Origin of the sequence: Sphingobacterium sp. HJSM2_6 (assembly GCF_049316305.1) — a bacterium.
Lineage (GTDB): Bacteria > Bacteroidota > Bacteroidia > Sphingobacteriales > Sphingobacteriaceae > Sphingobacterium.
In genome coordinates, this window is record NZ_JBMOXB010000002.1 from 181,097 (window position 1) to 196,023 (window position 14,927).

At 36.6% G+C, this 14,927-nt stretch carries 13 protein-coding genes; 2 read left to right on the top strand and 11 right to left on the bottom strand.

Features of this window, described 5'->3' with window-relative positions:
• Window position 1 precedes the first annotated feature (1 nt).
• The gene (locus tag ACFRAE_RS03340) at window positions 2-1,648 is read left to right on the top strand and encodes a RagB/SusD family nutrient uptake outer membrane protein (RefSeq protein WP_422795695.1); all 1,647 of its coding nucleotides are present in this window, start codon (window positions 2-4) and stop codon (window positions 1,646-1,648) included.
• A 127-nt stretch (window positions 1,649-1,775) separates the two neighbouring features.
• Here ACFRAE_RS03340 and nrdF read toward each other — a convergent pair whose 3' ends face one another.
• The 4 genes from nrdF to ACFRAE_RS03360 all read right to left on the bottom strand — a co-directional run bounded on the left by nrdF (window position 1,776) and on the right by ACFRAE_RS03360 (window position 5,608).
• Window positions 1,776-2,762 carry a class 1b ribonucleoside-diphosphate reductase subunit beta gene (gene nrdF / locus ACFRAE_RS03345; protein ID WP_422795696.1) on the bottom strand — a complete coding sequence of 329 codons (987 nt, stop codon included), beginning with the start codon at window positions 2,760-2,762 and terminating at the stop codon, window positions 1,776-1,778.
• Between the two features lie 114 nt (window positions 2,763-2,876).
• Window positions 2,877-4,982, bottom strand: coding sequence for a class 1b ribonucleoside-diphosphate reductase subunit alpha (gene nrdE / locus ACFRAE_RS03350; protein ID WP_422795697.1), 2,106 nt, complete (start codon window positions 4,980-4,982; stop codon window positions 2,877-2,879).
• On the bottom strand, window positions 4,942-5,349 hold the full coding sequence (gene nrdI / locus ACFRAE_RS03355) for a class Ib ribonucleoside-diphosphate reductase assembly flavoprotein NrdI (RefSeq protein WP_422795698.1): 408 nt from the start codon (window positions 5,347-5,349) through the stop codon (window positions 4,942-4,944). Before nrdI ends, nrdE begins: the two co-directional genes overlap by 41 nt.
• 25 nt (window positions 5,350-5,374) lie before the next feature.
• Window positions 5,375-5,608 (bottom strand): glutaredoxin family protein, encoded by a 234-nt coding sequence (locus ACFRAE_RS03360; protein WP_422795699.1) that lies wholly within the window; start codon window positions 5,606-5,608, stop codon window positions 5,375-5,377.
• A gap of 642 nt (window positions 5,609-6,250) precedes the next feature.
• On the opposite strand from ACFRAE_RS03360, the gene ACFRAE_RS03365 reads away from it, so the two are divergent.
• A complete protein-coding gene (locus ACFRAE_RS03365) occupies window positions 6,251-6,832 on the top strand; it encodes a DUF1003 domain-containing protein (protein WP_422795700.1) in 582 nt (193 codons plus the stop codon).
• Between the two features lie 74 nt (window positions 6,833-6,906).
• Here ACFRAE_RS03365 and ACFRAE_RS03370 read toward each other — a convergent pair whose 3' ends face one another.
• The 7 genes from ACFRAE_RS03370 to leuC all read right to left on the bottom strand — a co-directional run bounded on the left by ACFRAE_RS03370 (window position 6,907) and on the right by leuC (window position 14,822).
• Complete coding sequence (locus ACFRAE_RS03370; protein ID WP_422795701.1) at window positions 6,907-7,425, bottom strand: DUF2911 domain-containing protein; 519 nt, start codon at window positions 7,423-7,425, stop codon at window positions 6,907-6,909.
• Between the two features lie 360 nt (window positions 7,426-7,785).
• On the bottom strand, window positions 7,786-9,039 hold the full coding sequence (ilvA, locus tag ACFRAE_RS03375) for a threonine ammonia-lyase IlvA (RefSeq protein WP_422795702.1): 1,254 nt from the start codon (window positions 9,037-9,039) through the stop codon (window positions 7,786-7,788).
• Between the two features lie 56 nt (window positions 9,040-9,095).
• Window positions 9,096-10,256 carry a 2-isopropylmalate synthase gene (locus ACFRAE_RS03380; RefSeq protein ID WP_422795703.1) on the bottom strand — a complete coding sequence of 387 codons (1,161 nt, stop codon included), beginning with the start codon at window positions 10,254-10,256 and terminating at the stop codon, window positions 9,096-9,098.
• A gap of 28 nt (window positions 10,257-10,284) precedes the next feature.
• Window positions 10,285-11,364 carry a 3-isopropylmalate dehydrogenase gene (leuB, locus tag ACFRAE_RS03385; RefSeq protein WP_422795704.1) on the bottom strand — a complete coding sequence of 360 codons (1,080 nt, stop codon included), beginning with the start codon at window positions 11,362-11,364 and terminating at the stop codon, window positions 10,285-10,287.
• 3 nt (window positions 11,365-11,367) lie between these two features.
• The gene (locus ACFRAE_RS03390) at window positions 11,368-12,831 is read right to left on the bottom strand and encodes an ATP-binding cassette domain-containing protein (protein WP_422795705.1); all 1,464 of its coding nucleotides are present in this window, start codon (window positions 12,829-12,831) and stop codon (window positions 11,368-11,370) included.
• Window positions 12,831-13,415 (bottom strand): 3-isopropylmalate dehydratase small subunit, encoded by a 585-nt coding sequence (gene leuD, locus ACFRAE_RS03395; RefSeq protein ID WP_422795706.1) that lies wholly within the window; start codon window positions 13,413-13,415, stop codon window positions 12,831-12,833. The genes ACFRAE_RS03390 and leuD overlap by 1 nt, the downstream gene beginning before the upstream one ends.
• A 9-nt stretch (window positions 13,416-13,424) precedes the next feature.
• A complete protein-coding gene (gene leuC, locus ACFRAE_RS03400) occupies window positions 13,425-14,822 on the bottom strand; it encodes a 3-isopropylmalate dehydratase large subunit (RefSeq protein ID WP_422795707.1) in 1,398 nt (465 codons plus the stop codon).
• Between the last annotated feature and the right edge of the window lie 105 nt (window positions 14,823-14,927).

Genomic DNA, 14,927 nt, shown 5'->3' on the forward strand with positions numbered 1-14,927 from the left:
CATGAAACTTAATCATAAGAAGAGTTTACGCATGGCTACCGTCGGATTATTGGCTATAGCCTCATTAAATAGTTGTACAGATTTGAGTGAAAACCTATATAGTACTTTAGAAAAAGATAGGTTTTATAAAAATAAATTGGAGGTAGCTCAAGCAGCATTACGCCCATTTACCCATATGCAAGCTTGGTTAGCGCCTACTGGAAATAATGGCTATTATTATCATTCTGAGTTATCGGCAGATCAAGTTGCATGGCCGCAAAAAGGTAGACATGGTTATGATGGAGGTGATCATTTTAGATTGCATTATCATACTTGGACTGATACGGAAAATAGAATGCGTTCTGGTTGGGAATTAATGTGGACGGGCGTAGGGTTTATTAATAATGCCATCGCTGATATTGAAGTGCTAGATCCAACCCAAATTGGAATGACTGCGGAAGAAATCAAATCGACGGTTTCTCAGCTGAAGGTTTTAAGAGCTTACCACTATATCCGATTAATAGACCTATGGGGGAATATCCCAATTTCCAGTGAAATGGTAGACCAACCTATAAATCCGGAAACCAAGAGTAGAAAAGAGGTGTTTGATTTTATTAAACAAGAATTAGAAACCGAAGTGCCAAATCTTCCAGCTTTGAATGGGGAGACTGTTGGAAAAGTAAATAAAGCAGCTGGGTATGCAATGTTATCTGAGCTTTATTTAAATGCGCAGAAATGGTCAGGAACTGCCATGTGGGATGAATGTATTGCTGCAAGTAATAAAGTGATTTCTGGAGAGGCTGGAGCTGTAGCAGGAGGGCCTAAATTGGCCACCGATATCAATACGGTTTTTAGCAATACCAATAATATGCATTCAGAAGGTATATTTCAATTTCAATTTAGTAGAAAAGGAGGTTTTACTTTTGATTGGGGTGGCTTTTATATGGGTTACGATTACATGAAGGAAGCTTTAGGGGTGAGTTATGGGGGCTGGAACGCATTCGTTGTAATCCCTACGGCATTTGATGCGTATTCGGCAAAAGATCTTCGTAAGAAAGAATGGTTTTTATTCGGGCCACAGTATAAACTGGGTACCAATACTCCGGTATTAGGTACGGAGGAATATGCTGGAAAACCTTTAGTCTTTGTGAATTCTATTCGTAGGGAGAGCGAAGGAGACCTGACCGGTCAAGGAGGAATGGAATTTGGGGAAGAAAACTCAGGAGCTCGATTTAATAAATATAAATCGGGTAGAACATCCGATGACAATTACCAAGAGAATGATTACCTGATTTACCGGTTAACAGAGCTTTATTTTAATAAGGCTGAGGCTATTATGCGGAAAAATGGAGGTAATGCCAATGCAGAAGCAGTTGATTTAATTAATCAATCCAAACAAAGGGCCTTTGCGGCTGCCGATTGGGCGGCCAATCGGTATACTGTAGCTTCATTAACCTTGGATGAGTTATTAGCTGAACGAGGTAGGGAGTTTATATTTGAAGGGAAACGTAGAACGGATTTAATCCGTTTTGGGAAATTTACCTCCGGCAATTGGTGGGATCACGAAGCGACAAATAAAGAACATTTAGAATTATTTCCAATTCCTCAAACGCAATTGGCTATAAATCCTAATTTGAAACAAAATCCTGGATACCCATCAGGACAATAGTGTTTTAGTAAATAATGTAAAGCTTGGGTAATTACCCAAGCTTTTATTTTTAAACTATTTAAATGGGATAAAAAAAGCCCTCAATACAGAAGTAGAGAGGGCTTTTTGATAACAAAGAGAATTTATCTTAAACTTCTACGGTAGCATCCATAAAGAAATCTTCATTTTTTAGATGAACAATCTCTGTGGCTTTCTCGTAGTTGGTGGATTTTTTCGAAAAGAAATCATGTTGTGTTGTTTCCGTATTCAATCCATTTAATACAATTGGATTGACTTGTTTTACTTCGAATATAGGATCGAAACCTAAGTTCATTAACGCTTTATTTCCATTGTATCGTACATATTCTTTTACTTCAGCAGTCAAACCGACTACCGTATACAACTCTTCAGTATATTTAATTTCATTCTCATAAAGCTCGTTTAATAAAGCTAAGAAGCGTTGTTTTACTTCCTCTTTATTTGGCAATTTAGCAAATACCTCTTGCGCTATTAAACCTACGAATACCCCATGAATAGATTCATCGGCGATAATCTTTTTAATAATGTCAGCAGATGCAACCATTTGGCCCTGTCCGCATAACCACAGTGGTAGGAAGAAACCTGAGTAAAACAGAAAAGATTCTAATAAAACAGAAGCTGCTAAGGCCATAAACAATTCTTCATTACTTACGTTCTCTTTATCTATAGTACGATAATAGGAATCTATGGTTGCCGCTTTAAATTGTAAAAACTTATTCTGAGAAACCCATCCGAATACATCATTGATCTCATTGGTGGTAGATACTGTAGTAAAAATGGTAGAATATGATTTCGCATGAATGGCTTCCATCATACACATATAAGACAATACCGCTTTGTTTTGTAAGGAATCGATATGATCAATAATTTTAGGCATACCTGTATGACTTTGTAAGGTGTCAAGTAAGGTTAAACCACCTAATGCTTTTTTATAACATTCTTTCATATCCCAGGACAAACCTTTCCAGCTATCGATATCTTTCGAAGGAATGTACTCTGTATCAATCCAAAACTGTCTAATGTTTTGCTCCCAAAACATTAACGCATAGTCATTATCTGGTGTATTCCAGTTTACCGCAGTATATTGTTTACTCATGATGTAGCTTGTCTGTTGTTAAAGAAGCTGAACTGAGTAAGTCGTGTGACTCCATCAATTCAGCTCAAATTGTACTATAATCGTTTCTTGTTTATCTAGGATTTATTAATCTGCTTATGCTGAACAAGAGATACATTCTTCGATTGTTGATTTACGAGTACGCGTGTAATACAAGGATTTCAATCCTAATTTATGCGCATAAATGTAATATTTAGCCAAATCACGTGTAGAATCCTTTGAATTGGTATGTAATATGGTTGAAACCCCTTGGTCGATATGACGTTGAATAACAGATATCAGTTTCAATACTTTCATCTGATCCATATCGTATGCCGATTTAAAATAGAAGTAATTATCATTGGTCAAGTAAGGCATAGGGTAGTAAGTCGTACTATCACCATATTCACGGACTTCGATGATATCTACTATAGGCATCACCGATGCGGTAGCATTCATGATGTAAGATGTAGATTGATTTGGAGCAATAGCCAAACGATAAGCATGATAAATGCCATGTTCTGCCACTTGCGCTTTTAATTTATTCCAATCTTCAACCGTTGGTATATAAATATCTCCAAATAATTCTTTGACTTTATCAGTTTTTGGATTGTAATCACGATTTAAGTACATGTCAAAATAGGATCCATCTGCATAAGCAGATTTTTCAAATCCAACGAAGGTACGTTGTCTTTCTTTAGCGATTTCCATAGAAGCTTCCAAGGAATAATAATTCATCATCATGAAAAATGTATTCGCGAAATCTAATGCTTCAGAAGATTCATACATGATAAAGCTTTTTGCTAAGAAGCCATGTAAATTCATCGCTCCAAGACCTACTGAATGTAATTCACGGTTTGCTTTAGCGATGGAAGGAACCATTTGGATGTCGGTTACATCTGTAACAACTGTTAAGGCACGCATGGCTGTTTTTACAGATTCTTTGATGCGTTTATTATCCATTACTGTCGCAATGTTTAATGAGCCAAGGTTACACGATATACCATAGCGAATTGTATCCTCTTGACCGTAAATATTGATATCTGAAACCTCAGAAACTTGCATGATTTCAGTACATAAATTAGAGAATTTTACACGGCCTATACCGTTTAAGGCATGTGCTCTGTTGGTATTCTCTTTGAAGAAGATGTAAGGATATCCAGATTCTTTTTGAGTTTGTGCTATTTTAACCAATAAATGGCGGGCATTAATTTTCTTTTTCTTAACGTTTGGATTTGTAATTAACTCGTCATACATTAAATCCATATCCATTTCATCCAAAAACTGACCATACTCTTGCATCACCGTATGCGGGTAGATTAAATAACATGGTTCGTCTTTCTCTGCTAATTCCATAAACTTGTCAGGAACAATAATTCCAATGGAAAGGGATTTTATACGAACTTTCTCGTCAGCATTGATTTTTTTACAATCTAAAAACTCTTCAATGTCGGAGTGGAATATATTTAAATAAACTGCTCCAGCACCTGGGCGTTGGCCTAATTGATTTGCATAGGAAAACGTATCTTCCATGATTTTCATAATTGGCAATACACCGCCAGCACGACCATCTACTCCTTTGATAGCTTCACCTCGTGCACGAATTTTAGAAATGTTAAAGGAAACACCACCACCGATAGATGACAGTTTCATAGCCGAGTCTACGGCATAACCAATTCCATTCAAATTATCACCAATCTCATCCAAGAAACAAGACACCAATTCTCCTGAACGTTTCTTTCCTGCGTTTAAGAAAGTAGGCGTAGCGGGTTGGTATTCTTGGTTGATCATTATTTCAGCGTATTCAATCGCTTTTTTAACACCTTCTTCTCTCGCTAAAAATAACGATACCGCAACAACACGGTCTTCGTAGCGTTCTAAAAACTTCTCGCCAGAATCGTCTCTCAACGCATAACTTTGGAAAAATTTAAAGGCAGCCATGAACGACTGAAAGCGAAATTTCTTGGCATATACAAAATTAAAAACCTCCTCCATCTGCTCAAACGTAAACCATTGATAGAAATCAATATAATAGTTGTTTTCTACCAAATAGTCGATTTTTTCTTTCAATGTATAGAAGAATACCGTATTCTTATTTACATATTCAAGAAAATAGGCGCGTACAGCTTCTTTATCTTTATGTAAGCTATACTCGTCCTCATGTTTGATCATGATTTCGTTGTTAAGCAATATCCAGCTTTTCGCTACCTCGTTTGCGATCATAGTATTGATTTTTGATGATGTCAATAAATAAATTAATATCTTCCATTGTTCCTGACAATTCGAATTTTAATGCAAATGGAATTGCATATTCTTCAACGATTTTGTCGGCAGCGATGGCATAATTTCTACCCCAATTACGATTTCCACTGGAGCTCACTGAATAAATCAATTGGCTTTGTGTAGCTAATAATTGTTGTGTTTTTTCCGGTATTTTCCCAAAATTGGTGGTATAAGTCACCAAATGTCCTGGTTCAGTAATTTCCATGCCTTCCTCGATTCGGGTGGCAGTCCATCCTGTAATCTGAATCACTTTATGAATAAAGCGTTCCACATTTCCAGTTCTTGAGTCGTAATATAAGTTAATCATGTGGCTAAACGGATTAGGTGATTAATTATAAAGCGATTTGATCTAATTCTTCAGGTTTAAATCCAATAATACGATTTTTAATCTCTTCGTCTTCCAATACTATGACAGTAGGGACCGTACGAACTTTAAACTTAACAGCTAATTCAGGCTCATCAAATGGGTTAATAGTTTCATAGGCTAATCCTTTATTGTCAAGGTATGCCGATACTTGTGCGCATGGCGCACAGTCATTTTTTTCGAACTTAATGATTCTTGCCATGTTATGTTAAGATTTAAAAGAATATCACTTAATTAGCGTTACTCTTTAGTAATATAAAAAACGTTTGAATTGAGAGGTTATATTCTCAAGTAGAACAAATATCCCATAATTTCTTCCCGAGTGCTAACTATACTTTTCCACATCTGAATTAACAATTGGGTTAAAACACGTCAGGAAACATCTATACTTTGATAAGTCTTTGTTTTTCAAACCAGTAAGTATGTGGATAACTTGTGTGAGCTATTTTATAGCCCAATTTGAACAAGTAAATACTTCGTTTTTTTATTGTCAAAATAGATGAAAAATATTGTGATATTACAGCAAATTTTGTATATAATAATAACCTTTCATTTTATAAAATAAAAAATTCCTGTACAGGCCTTTATCAACTAAATTCAATTGAAATTGAACAAACTCATACGAAATTTTTTAAAATGCAATCTTTTGTATTTGAATTGATGAGATTCAAAAAAATAGATTGCATCATTCTAAAATATAAGCGAATAATAAGGATTAATTTTCTTTTTCAATAAGCCTCAGATCCACAAAAAAAATTATTTTCCAAAATAAAATCTTTGTTGACGTTCTAATTGTTTTATACCTAATATTTAATAACAATTAAACCAGAAAAGCAAGCATATTATGGAAAGTAATAAGGATTTTCACAAAATAATTCAGAAGAATTCTGAATATATAGCAAAGCTACATACTATTGTTAGGGGTACGATAGACGAAGAAGAGGTTTTAATGGACAAACTCATCCATCCAAGCAAAGAAATATTAACAAAAGGACAAAAAGTATCCGACAAAGTAGCGCGATTTGGTGGAAGTTGGTCTTTTATTATTCTGTTTGCGGTGATACTCATTAGTTGGATTATCTACAACAGTATGGTTCCTTCCAAAGATCAATTTGATCCTTTCCCCTTCATTTTGATGAATTTAATTCTTTCTTGTATTGCTGCAATACAAGCACCTGTAATTATGATGAGTCAAAACCGGCAAGAAGAGAAAGATAGGATGAGGAATGAGAATGATTATATGATTAATTTGAAAGCTGAATTGGAAATAAGAAGTCTTCACCAAAAAATGGATGTATTGTTAGAAGAGCAGATCAAAGGGCTGTATGAAACCCAGGAAGCACAATTTCAGCTCATTAAAACGTTGAATCATAAAATTGATTTACTCGAAAAGTCAATCCAATCCAAAAAGGATGGACATGCCTGATTGAAAAACAGGATTTAAGTTAAATGCATAAAATGACGAGGATTTTTAGGTCACTTTATGCATTTATAAATTCTTTAATCAGGTTTTACCTGAACAGACCAACCGTAGTCACCCCAATTTAGATTAATTTTTCCTGATTTTTCTGCATTGATTTTCAGGCGTTCTTGATTTTTGCCATCCGATTTATTATCTACATCCAGCTTTAAGACATCGGCAGACTCATCAAACTTGGTTCCCCATTGATCCCAGTTTTTATTAAAAATCAAGGTTGTTTTAGCCTTACCAGGAATTGTATTCAGACCATATTTACCAGCTGCAAGTTTTTTGCCATTGATGGTAACGTCTTGATCAAACGTTACAGTCGTAGTTTCATTTGCTCCAGTCCTCCAGCGTTGACCGAAAGTCGCTAAATCTGTTCCTATGGCCCTTCCTTTCAAAGATGGACTGCCATATTTAATCATTATTTGTACTCCATCATTCGTTTTTACGTGTGAACTGTCTGTAGGACTAGTCTTTGGAGCTTTTAATTTAATCTGCGAGAATGCAGTGCTGATTGTGCAAATAAGCACAATAATTAATGTTGTAGCTTTCATATGTACCTCCTTATTAATTGGTAATCATATAGATAACCTAAAATATCAAGAATTGTTGTATGAAATTTGTTTATTTTTTATTAGGAAATAATTCTCAACTTAAACGTTATTACAGAGCCTGGGTTGATAGCCTCAAGTTATATCCATTCTCAGGCATTTAAACGAAGTAATTTCTTCTTTATTCCTCGAAGAGTGGAAAGTTCGAGTGAATAAAAATAAAACATTCATGGACTCAAAAATAATAATCGTAGAAAACCACTCCTTTTGTAACAAACTAATTTATAAACGCACTATAAACAAGCAACGGCCAGTGAAATCACCGGCCGTTACATTAACTATTATTTGGAGGGTTAGTTCCTTTTAAACCAGATATTCAAACAATGTCTGGTCTTTATTGATTTCTATATAGTCAAATTTATATGCTTTCAAACGTTCTATAAATGAAATATAGTCATTTGGATCGTTTAATTCAATACCTATTAATGCTGGACCGCGTTCTCTTTCGGTTTTTTTAATATATTCGAAACGAGTAATATCATCTTTAGGACCTAAAACTTCTGTCACGAGCAATCGTAAAGCACCAGGTCTTTGAGGGAATCGAACAATAAAATAATGTTTGAATCCTTCGTATAGTAAAGACATTTCTTTAATCTCGCTCATGCGATCGATGTCATTATTTCCTCCAGAAACTATACAAACTATTTTTTTTCCTTTTATTTCTTCCTTATGAAACTCCAGGGCAGCTATTGACAAGGCACCTGCCGGCTCTGCGACAATTGCATCTTTATTGTAGAGCTCTAAAATGGTCGTACATATTTTGCCTTCTGGAATGGATTTAACACTACTAAGTAATTGCGAACTTATATCGTAGTTTAATTTCCCAATTTTTTTTACGGCAGCACCATCCACAAATTTGTTAATTTGTTGCAACTCGATGGGTCCTTGATTTTCCATTGCGGCTTGCATGGAAGGAGCACCTTCGGGTTCTACCCCATAACACTTCACATGAGGTGCTACTTGGCTCAGGTGGTATGAAACACCCGACGATAGACCGCCACCACCAATAGGGATAAAGATGGCGTCAACATTTGGAAGATCTTCAAGTATTTCTACAGCAACAGTTCCTTGCCCTTCAATAATCTTTAAATCATCAAATGGAGGAATAAAAGTCATGATATGCTCATTTGCATAAGCAATAGCAGCTATTTGACAATCATCAAAAGTATCTCCAGTTAATACGATATCAATATTGCCATTCCCCCACATTTCAGTTTGCGTAATTTTTTGACGTGGAGTAGGGCCAGGCATAAAAATTACCCCCCGAATACCCAATCTTTTACAAGACAATGCGACACCTTGAGCATGGTTTCCTGCACTTGCACAAACCACGCCGTGGGCTAGTTCTTCCGCAGATAAGCTGCTTATTTTATTATATGCTCCGCGTAATTTATAGGAACGTACTACTTGTAAATCCTCTCGTTTAAGATAAATTTCTGCCCCATACTTCTCCGAAAGATGATGGTTATATTGCAAGGGTGTACGTGTAACCACATCCTTAATTCTTTCCTTTGCTTGTATAGAGTCTATGTTTAAAGTAGTTAGATCTAAGCTCATGCTGATTATTAGATTTGATAGGTAGATTTAAAGGCTGTATTGCTACAGCCTTTAAATTAATTATTTTTGACTAGGATTAATAAATCCTCATCGACTATTTCTTTTTTAGCATCGGCTAATATCAAAAAACGTTGGTAGCAATCCGCTAAAGAATCTTTATCTAAATGATAACCTAAACGTTCTAAATGATGTTTCAATGCATGACGACCAGATCTTGCTGTTAAGATAATATCTGCTTCCAGTAAACCTACGTCCTCAGGTCTAATGATTTCATAGTTCTCACGATGTTTTAAAAATCCATCCTGATGTATTCCAGAACTATGGGCAAACGCGTTTCGACCCACAATAGCTTTATTAGGCTGAACAGGCATATTCATCATATCACTCACTTTGCGAGAGATATAGGTAAACATTTTGCTGTCAATATTAGATGTTAATCCGCCAAAAACTTGATTATGAACTTTCAAAATCATGGCCACTTCTTCTAAAGATGTATTTCCAGCGCGTTCTCCGATTCCATTGATGGTACATTCCACTTGTCTAGCACCATTTTGAATCGCCGATATAGAGTTTGCTGTAGCTAAACCCAAATCATTATGGCAATGTGCAGAAATGATGGCTTGATCAATATTGCGCACATGTTCAGTCAAATATTTAATCTTTGCTCCATATTGATCGGGAAGGCAATAACCATTGGTATCAGGAATATTTACTACTGTTGCTCCTGCAGCAATTACCGCTTCGACCATTTGGGCCAGAAATGCTAAATCTGCACGACCTGCGTCTTCTGCATAAAATTCCACATCCTCAACATAGGATTTTGCATGTTTCACTGCTTGTATGGCACGTTCCAAAATTTCTTCACGTGTGCTGTTGAATTTGTACTTGATATGCATGTCCGATGAACCTATACCCGTATGGATACGTGGTCTCTTCGCATATTTTAGTGCCTCTGCAGCAACATCAATATCATTTTTATTCGCTCGAGTAAGCGCACAGATAATTACATCATTAACAGCTTTCGAAAGCTCGACAACAGATTGAAAGTCGCCTGGACTAGATACAGGAAAGCCAGCTTCGATGATATCTACACCTAGACGTTCCAAATCTTTGGCAATATCGACTTTTTCATTGGTCGTTAATTGGCAGCCAGGTACTTGCTCACCATCGCGTAAAGTTGTGTCGAAAATATATAAGTGATTAGGATCGTGTAACATACGTTTACTGTTTATGTTTATACCTTAATTAATTCTTTGTTAAAAATTCCAATACCTTAGCGCCCATTTCTTGGGTGCCTAAGATGTTTGCAGCAGCGGTGTCAGCATTGGCTATATCACCAGTTCTCCAACCAGCTTTCAGTGTTTCTGCAACAGCATTAGTTACGGTTTTAGCTTCTTCTTGGAGGCCAAATGCAATATCCAACATTAAGGCCACGGATAAAATTGATGCTAATGGATTCGCTTTATTTTGTCCAGCTATGTCGTGTGCAGAACCATGAATAGGCTCAAAAAATCCTGTTCCATCTCCTATTGATGCGGATGCTAACATACCCATAGAACCGGCTATCTGAGATGCCTCATCAGTTAGAATGTCACCAAATAAATTTGCGGTTAATACCACATCAAATTTCTTCGGATTCTTTACCAATTGCATAGCCGCATTGTCGATAAACATATGTTCTGTTTCTACATCTGAATACTCTTTCGCAAGTTCCTGAACGACTTCTCTCCAAAGTCTAGAGGTTTCTAGTACATTGGCCTTATCCACAGAACAAAGTTTTTTACCACGAGTTCTCGCAGCTTCAAATGCTTTACGTGCTATCCGTTCCACTTCGTAACGGTGATAATTCATCAAATCTGAAGCAAATGTATTATCCTCATTTCTTTTCTTTTCGCCAAAATAAACGTCTCCTGTTAATTCTCTAAAGAATAAGATGTCAGTACCTTTTAATACTTCAGGTTTTAAGCTAGAAGCATCCAGCAATTCATCAAATAACAAGATTGGACGCAAGTTGGCATATAATCCTAATTCTTTACGAATTTTTAATAAACCCTGTTCTGGTCTAACTTTAGCAGAAGGATCATTATCGTACTTAGCGTGGCCTATCGCACCGAATAATATCGCATCCGCTGCTTTAGCTTTTGAAAGAGTTTCTTCAGGTAATGGGTCGCCAGTAGCTTCAATAGCGGTATGGCCCATTATGGCCTCGTCAAAACTGAATTCATGGCCGTATAGAGTGGCAATATGTTGGAGTACTTGTTTACCCCAGGTGGTGACTTCTTGTCCAATTCCATCTCCTGGAATAATAAGAATATTCTTCTTCATAAATTATAAAACGTTTTCTTCTATATTTTCTAGGGCTACAACTGCGCCTCTTTCTAATCGAATTTGATGAGTCAAGTTATTTGGTAACTGACTTTCATAATGCCCTACGTAAATGAGGGTTTTCCCAAAATGGCTTAACTCATCTACTACATCATTGAAATATTGGGCCTGCTGGGCATCCAATCCCTGACAAGGTTCATCCAATACTAACAATGCAGGATTCTTAATGATACACCTAGCTAACATGGCTAAGCGTTGTTTTCCTAAGGGTAACGTATGTAATAGCTGATTTTTATAGTTCGTCAATTCAAAAAAATCCAATATGTCGTCCAACTGTTTCTTTTCTTGAAATTTCACGTCTATAAACCAACCTATACTATCATAAAAACCAGATGCAATAGTATGCCATACCGTAGCATGTGGATCAAAATACCAATGCATTTCTGGAGAGATCATACCGATCTTCTGTTTAATATCCCATATACTCTCACCAGTGCCCCTTTTATGTCCAAAAAGTTCGATATCTAAACCATAGGACTGAGGGTGATCTCCATTCAGAATACTAAGTAGGGTAGACTTTCCTGATCCATTTGGACCCTGTAATAACCAGCGCTCCCCAACTTTTATATCCCATGAAACATTTTTTAAGACTTGTTTTTCGTCATAACGAATTACGATGTTTCGTAATCTTGCAACATATTCAAAAGGTGTATTAGGAGCTATTTTTAAAAAGCTTGGTAGCTCCTTACGTTCCCGAGGTCGGTCTTGAACCAAATCCTCATATTTTGAAACACGTTCAAGCTTTCCTTCAACAATATGTGCAAAGCTATTGATGGACGATGGATATTGTTGGTCATTGCTTATTAAAATTAATTGAACACCTTCTTCAACAAGTTCATCCAACCAGCAGTTCAATACTTGCCTAGAAGCTTTATCTAAGCCAGTATATGGTTCATCAATAAGCAGTAATTGAGGCTTTAACCAAAGCCCTTTTAATAATTGTAATTTTTTGTGTTCTCCGCTTGATAATTCGATCAGTTGAGAAGACAGAAGTTCTGTAAATCCAAATTGTTGAATTTTTGGTAATAAAGATTCCCAGTTTAGATTTTCTTTATGTGCATAATGCTGTAATTCAGCCTGTACTGTCAAGGTATCATGACCTTGATGCTTATTATAGCGTTGTTGATAATAGAAGTTTCGGTCACCCTCCAAATTCGTGAACTGATACCAATTGGAGATATAGATCGTTTTGGAAGCTAATTGACTGTTGCTCGCATAATTTACTTGAACCAAAGCATTGCTGTTCATTTGTTCAGCCAATGCTTTGGCTAATGTGGTTTTACCTGAACCACTTTGACCGCCTAACACAACCTGTTCACCAGGGTAAATTGTCCATGACAAATCCTGCAATACGGGAATTCCTGCATATGCAATAGATAGATTGTGTATTTGGACAAAGGGTTTCATTATCGTTGTTGTTCGAAAATTTCTATTTCTGCTTTATGACTTAATATAAAATCAATATCATCATATCCATTGATCAAACAAGATTTTTTATATGGATTAATTTCAAATTCATACTGATCATCAGTCGCAACTATACGGATCGTTTGAGCTTCTAAATCAACTTCGATTTCCGCGTCTGGTTTTGCAAAGATTTGGTCAAATATTTTTTCCAAAAACTCTTCAGAAACTGTAATTGGTAATACACCGTTATTCAACGCATTTCCTTTAAATATATCTGCAAAGAATGAACTTACCACTACATCAAAACCAAAATCTTGAATCGCCCATGCAGCATGTTCACGAGAAGATCCGCAGCCAAAGTTTTTCCCAGCTACCAATATTTTTCCTTGATAAGTTGGATTATTCATAACAAAGTCTGCTTTAGGCTGATCATTGCTGTCATAACGCCAATCACGGAATAAGTTGTTGCCAAAACCTTCCCGTGTTGTTGCTTTTAAAAAGCGTGCCGGAATGATTTGGTCGGTATCAATATTTTCAATCGGTAGAGGTACTACACGAGAGGAAAGTTTTTCAAATTTTTTCATACACTCTAATTATACCAATTCTCTTACATCTACAATTTTTCCAGTTACGGCAGCGGCAGCTGCTGTGAGAGGACTAACCAATAAGGTCCTTGCATTTGGTCCCTGTCTTCCTTCAAAATTTCTATTCGAAGTAGAAATACAATATTTTCCAGCAGGAATTTTGTCCTCATTCATCCCTAAACAGGCAGAACATCCAGGTTCACGCAACATAAAGCCAGCTTCCTCAAAGATTTTATCGATTCCTTCTAATTTAGCTTGAGCCTCTACTTGCTTCGATCCAGGAACAATCCAAACTTCGACATTACTCGCCTTTTGTTTACCTTGAACGAAGGCTGCAACTTGGCGTAAATCTTCGATTCTGGAGTTGGTACAGCTTCCTATAAATACATAATCTACGGGTTTGCCTAGCACTTGTTCACCATCATGGAAGCCCATATAATCCAAAGCTTTTTGAAAGGATGGTTTTTCAGAATCTGGTTGAGAAATTGTTGTTGGTATTTGCTCCGTAACGCCTATACCCATTCCAGGATTCGTACCATAGGTAATCATCGGTTGAATAGCTTCAGCATCATAAGTTAATACCGCATCAAATGTAGCATCATCATCCGAATACAGTGTTTTCCAATAAGCTAGGGATTTTTCCCATTCTGCACCTTTAGGCGCAAACTCACGTCCTTCAACATAATCAAATGTAGTTTGATCTGGTGCAATTAATCCTCCTCTTGCGCCCATTTCTATACTCATATTACAGATGGTCATCCGACCTTCCATACTTAAAGCACGAATAGCGGATCCGGCGTACTCTACAAAGTATCCAGTGCCACCAGCCGCCGATATTTTTGAAATGATATAAAGGATAATATCTTTAGCTCCAACACCTTTTCCTAATTCACCATTGACTTCGATTTTCATGGTTTTCGGTTTTTGTTGAAGGAGACATTGTGTTGCAAAGACTTGCTCTACTTGAGAAGTTCCTATACCAAAAGCGATTGCTCCGAAGGCACCATGTGTTGAAGTATGGCTATCTCCGCAGACCATCGTTTTCCCGGGTTGGGTAATGCCTAGTTCTGGACCAATTACGTGCACAATTCCTTGATAGGGGTGACCTAATCCGTACAACTCTATACCAAATTCTTTGCAGTTTTTGCTAAGCATATCTACTTGGTAACGGGAAAGTTCTTCTTTTATGGGTAAATGCTGATCTAATGTAGGAACGTTATGGTCAGCCGTTGCCACGGTTTGGGTAGGGCGAAAAACAGGCAATCCTCTTTTTCTTAATCCATCAAAAGCTTGTGGAGATGTGACTTCATGGATCAAGTGGGTATCGATATAAATCATATCCGGAAACCCTTCTTGACTCTTGACGACATGTGCATCCCAAATTTTTTCAACTAATGTTTTTCCCATATCTCTCGTATTCTGTTATCTTTTTTAAATAATATAGGGGGTAAAATGTGAAATCGACAATTTTACCCCTTAACTTACATTCTAATTTATGAAAAATTAAATAGT

Bases quoted from the DNA above. Each gene is read 5' to 3' on its own strand.
- nrdI (WP_422795698.1), bottom strand. From the start codon at position 5,349: ATGATTAACTTATATTACGACTCAAGAACTGGAAATGTGGAACGCTTT.
- ACFRAE_RS03370 (WP_422795701.1), bottom strand. From the start codon at position 7,425: ATGAAAGCTACAACATTAATTATTGTGCTTATTTGCACAATCAGCACT.
- nrdE (WP_422795697.1), bottom strand. From the start codon at position 4,982: ATGATCGCAAACGAGGTAGCGAAAAGCTGGATATTGCTTAACAACGAA.
- leuC (WP_422795707.1), bottom strand. From the start codon at position 14,822: ATGGGAAAAACATTAGTTGAAAAAATTTGGGATGCACATGTCGTCAAG.
- nrdF (WP_422795696.1), bottom strand. From the start codon at position 2,762: ATGAGTAAACAATATACTGCGGTAAACTGGAATACACCAGATAATGAC.
- ACFRAE_RS03390 (WP_422795705.1), bottom strand. From the start codon at position 12,831: ATGAAACCCTTTGTCCAAATACACAATCTATCTATTGCATATGCAGGA.
- ACFRAE_RS03360 (WP_422795699.1), bottom strand. From the start codon at position 5,608: ATGGCAAGAATCATTAAGTTCGAAAAAAATGACTGTGCGCCATGCGCA.
- ACFRAE_RS03380 (WP_422795703.1), bottom strand. From the start codon at position 10,256: ATGTTACACGATCCTAATCACTTATATATTTTCGACACAACTTTACGC.
- ACFRAE_RS03340 (WP_422795695.1), top strand. From the start codon at position 2: ATGAAACTTAATCATAAGAAGAGTTTACGCATGGCTACCGTCGGATTA.
- ACFRAE_RS03365 (WP_422795700.1), top strand. From the start codon at position 6,251: ATGGAAAGTAATAAGGATTTTCACAAAATAATTCAGAAGAATTCTGAA.
- ilvA (WP_422795702.1), bottom strand. From the start codon at position 9,039: ATGAGCTTAGATCTAACTACTTTAAACATAGACTCTATACAAGCAAAG.
- leuD (WP_422795706.1), bottom strand. From the start codon at position 13,415: ATGAAAAAATTTGAAAAACTTTCCTCTCGTGTAGTACCTCTACCGATT.
- leuB (WP_422795704.1), bottom strand. From the start codon at position 11,364: ATGAAGAAGAATATTCTTATTATTCCAGGAGATGGAATTGGACAAGAA.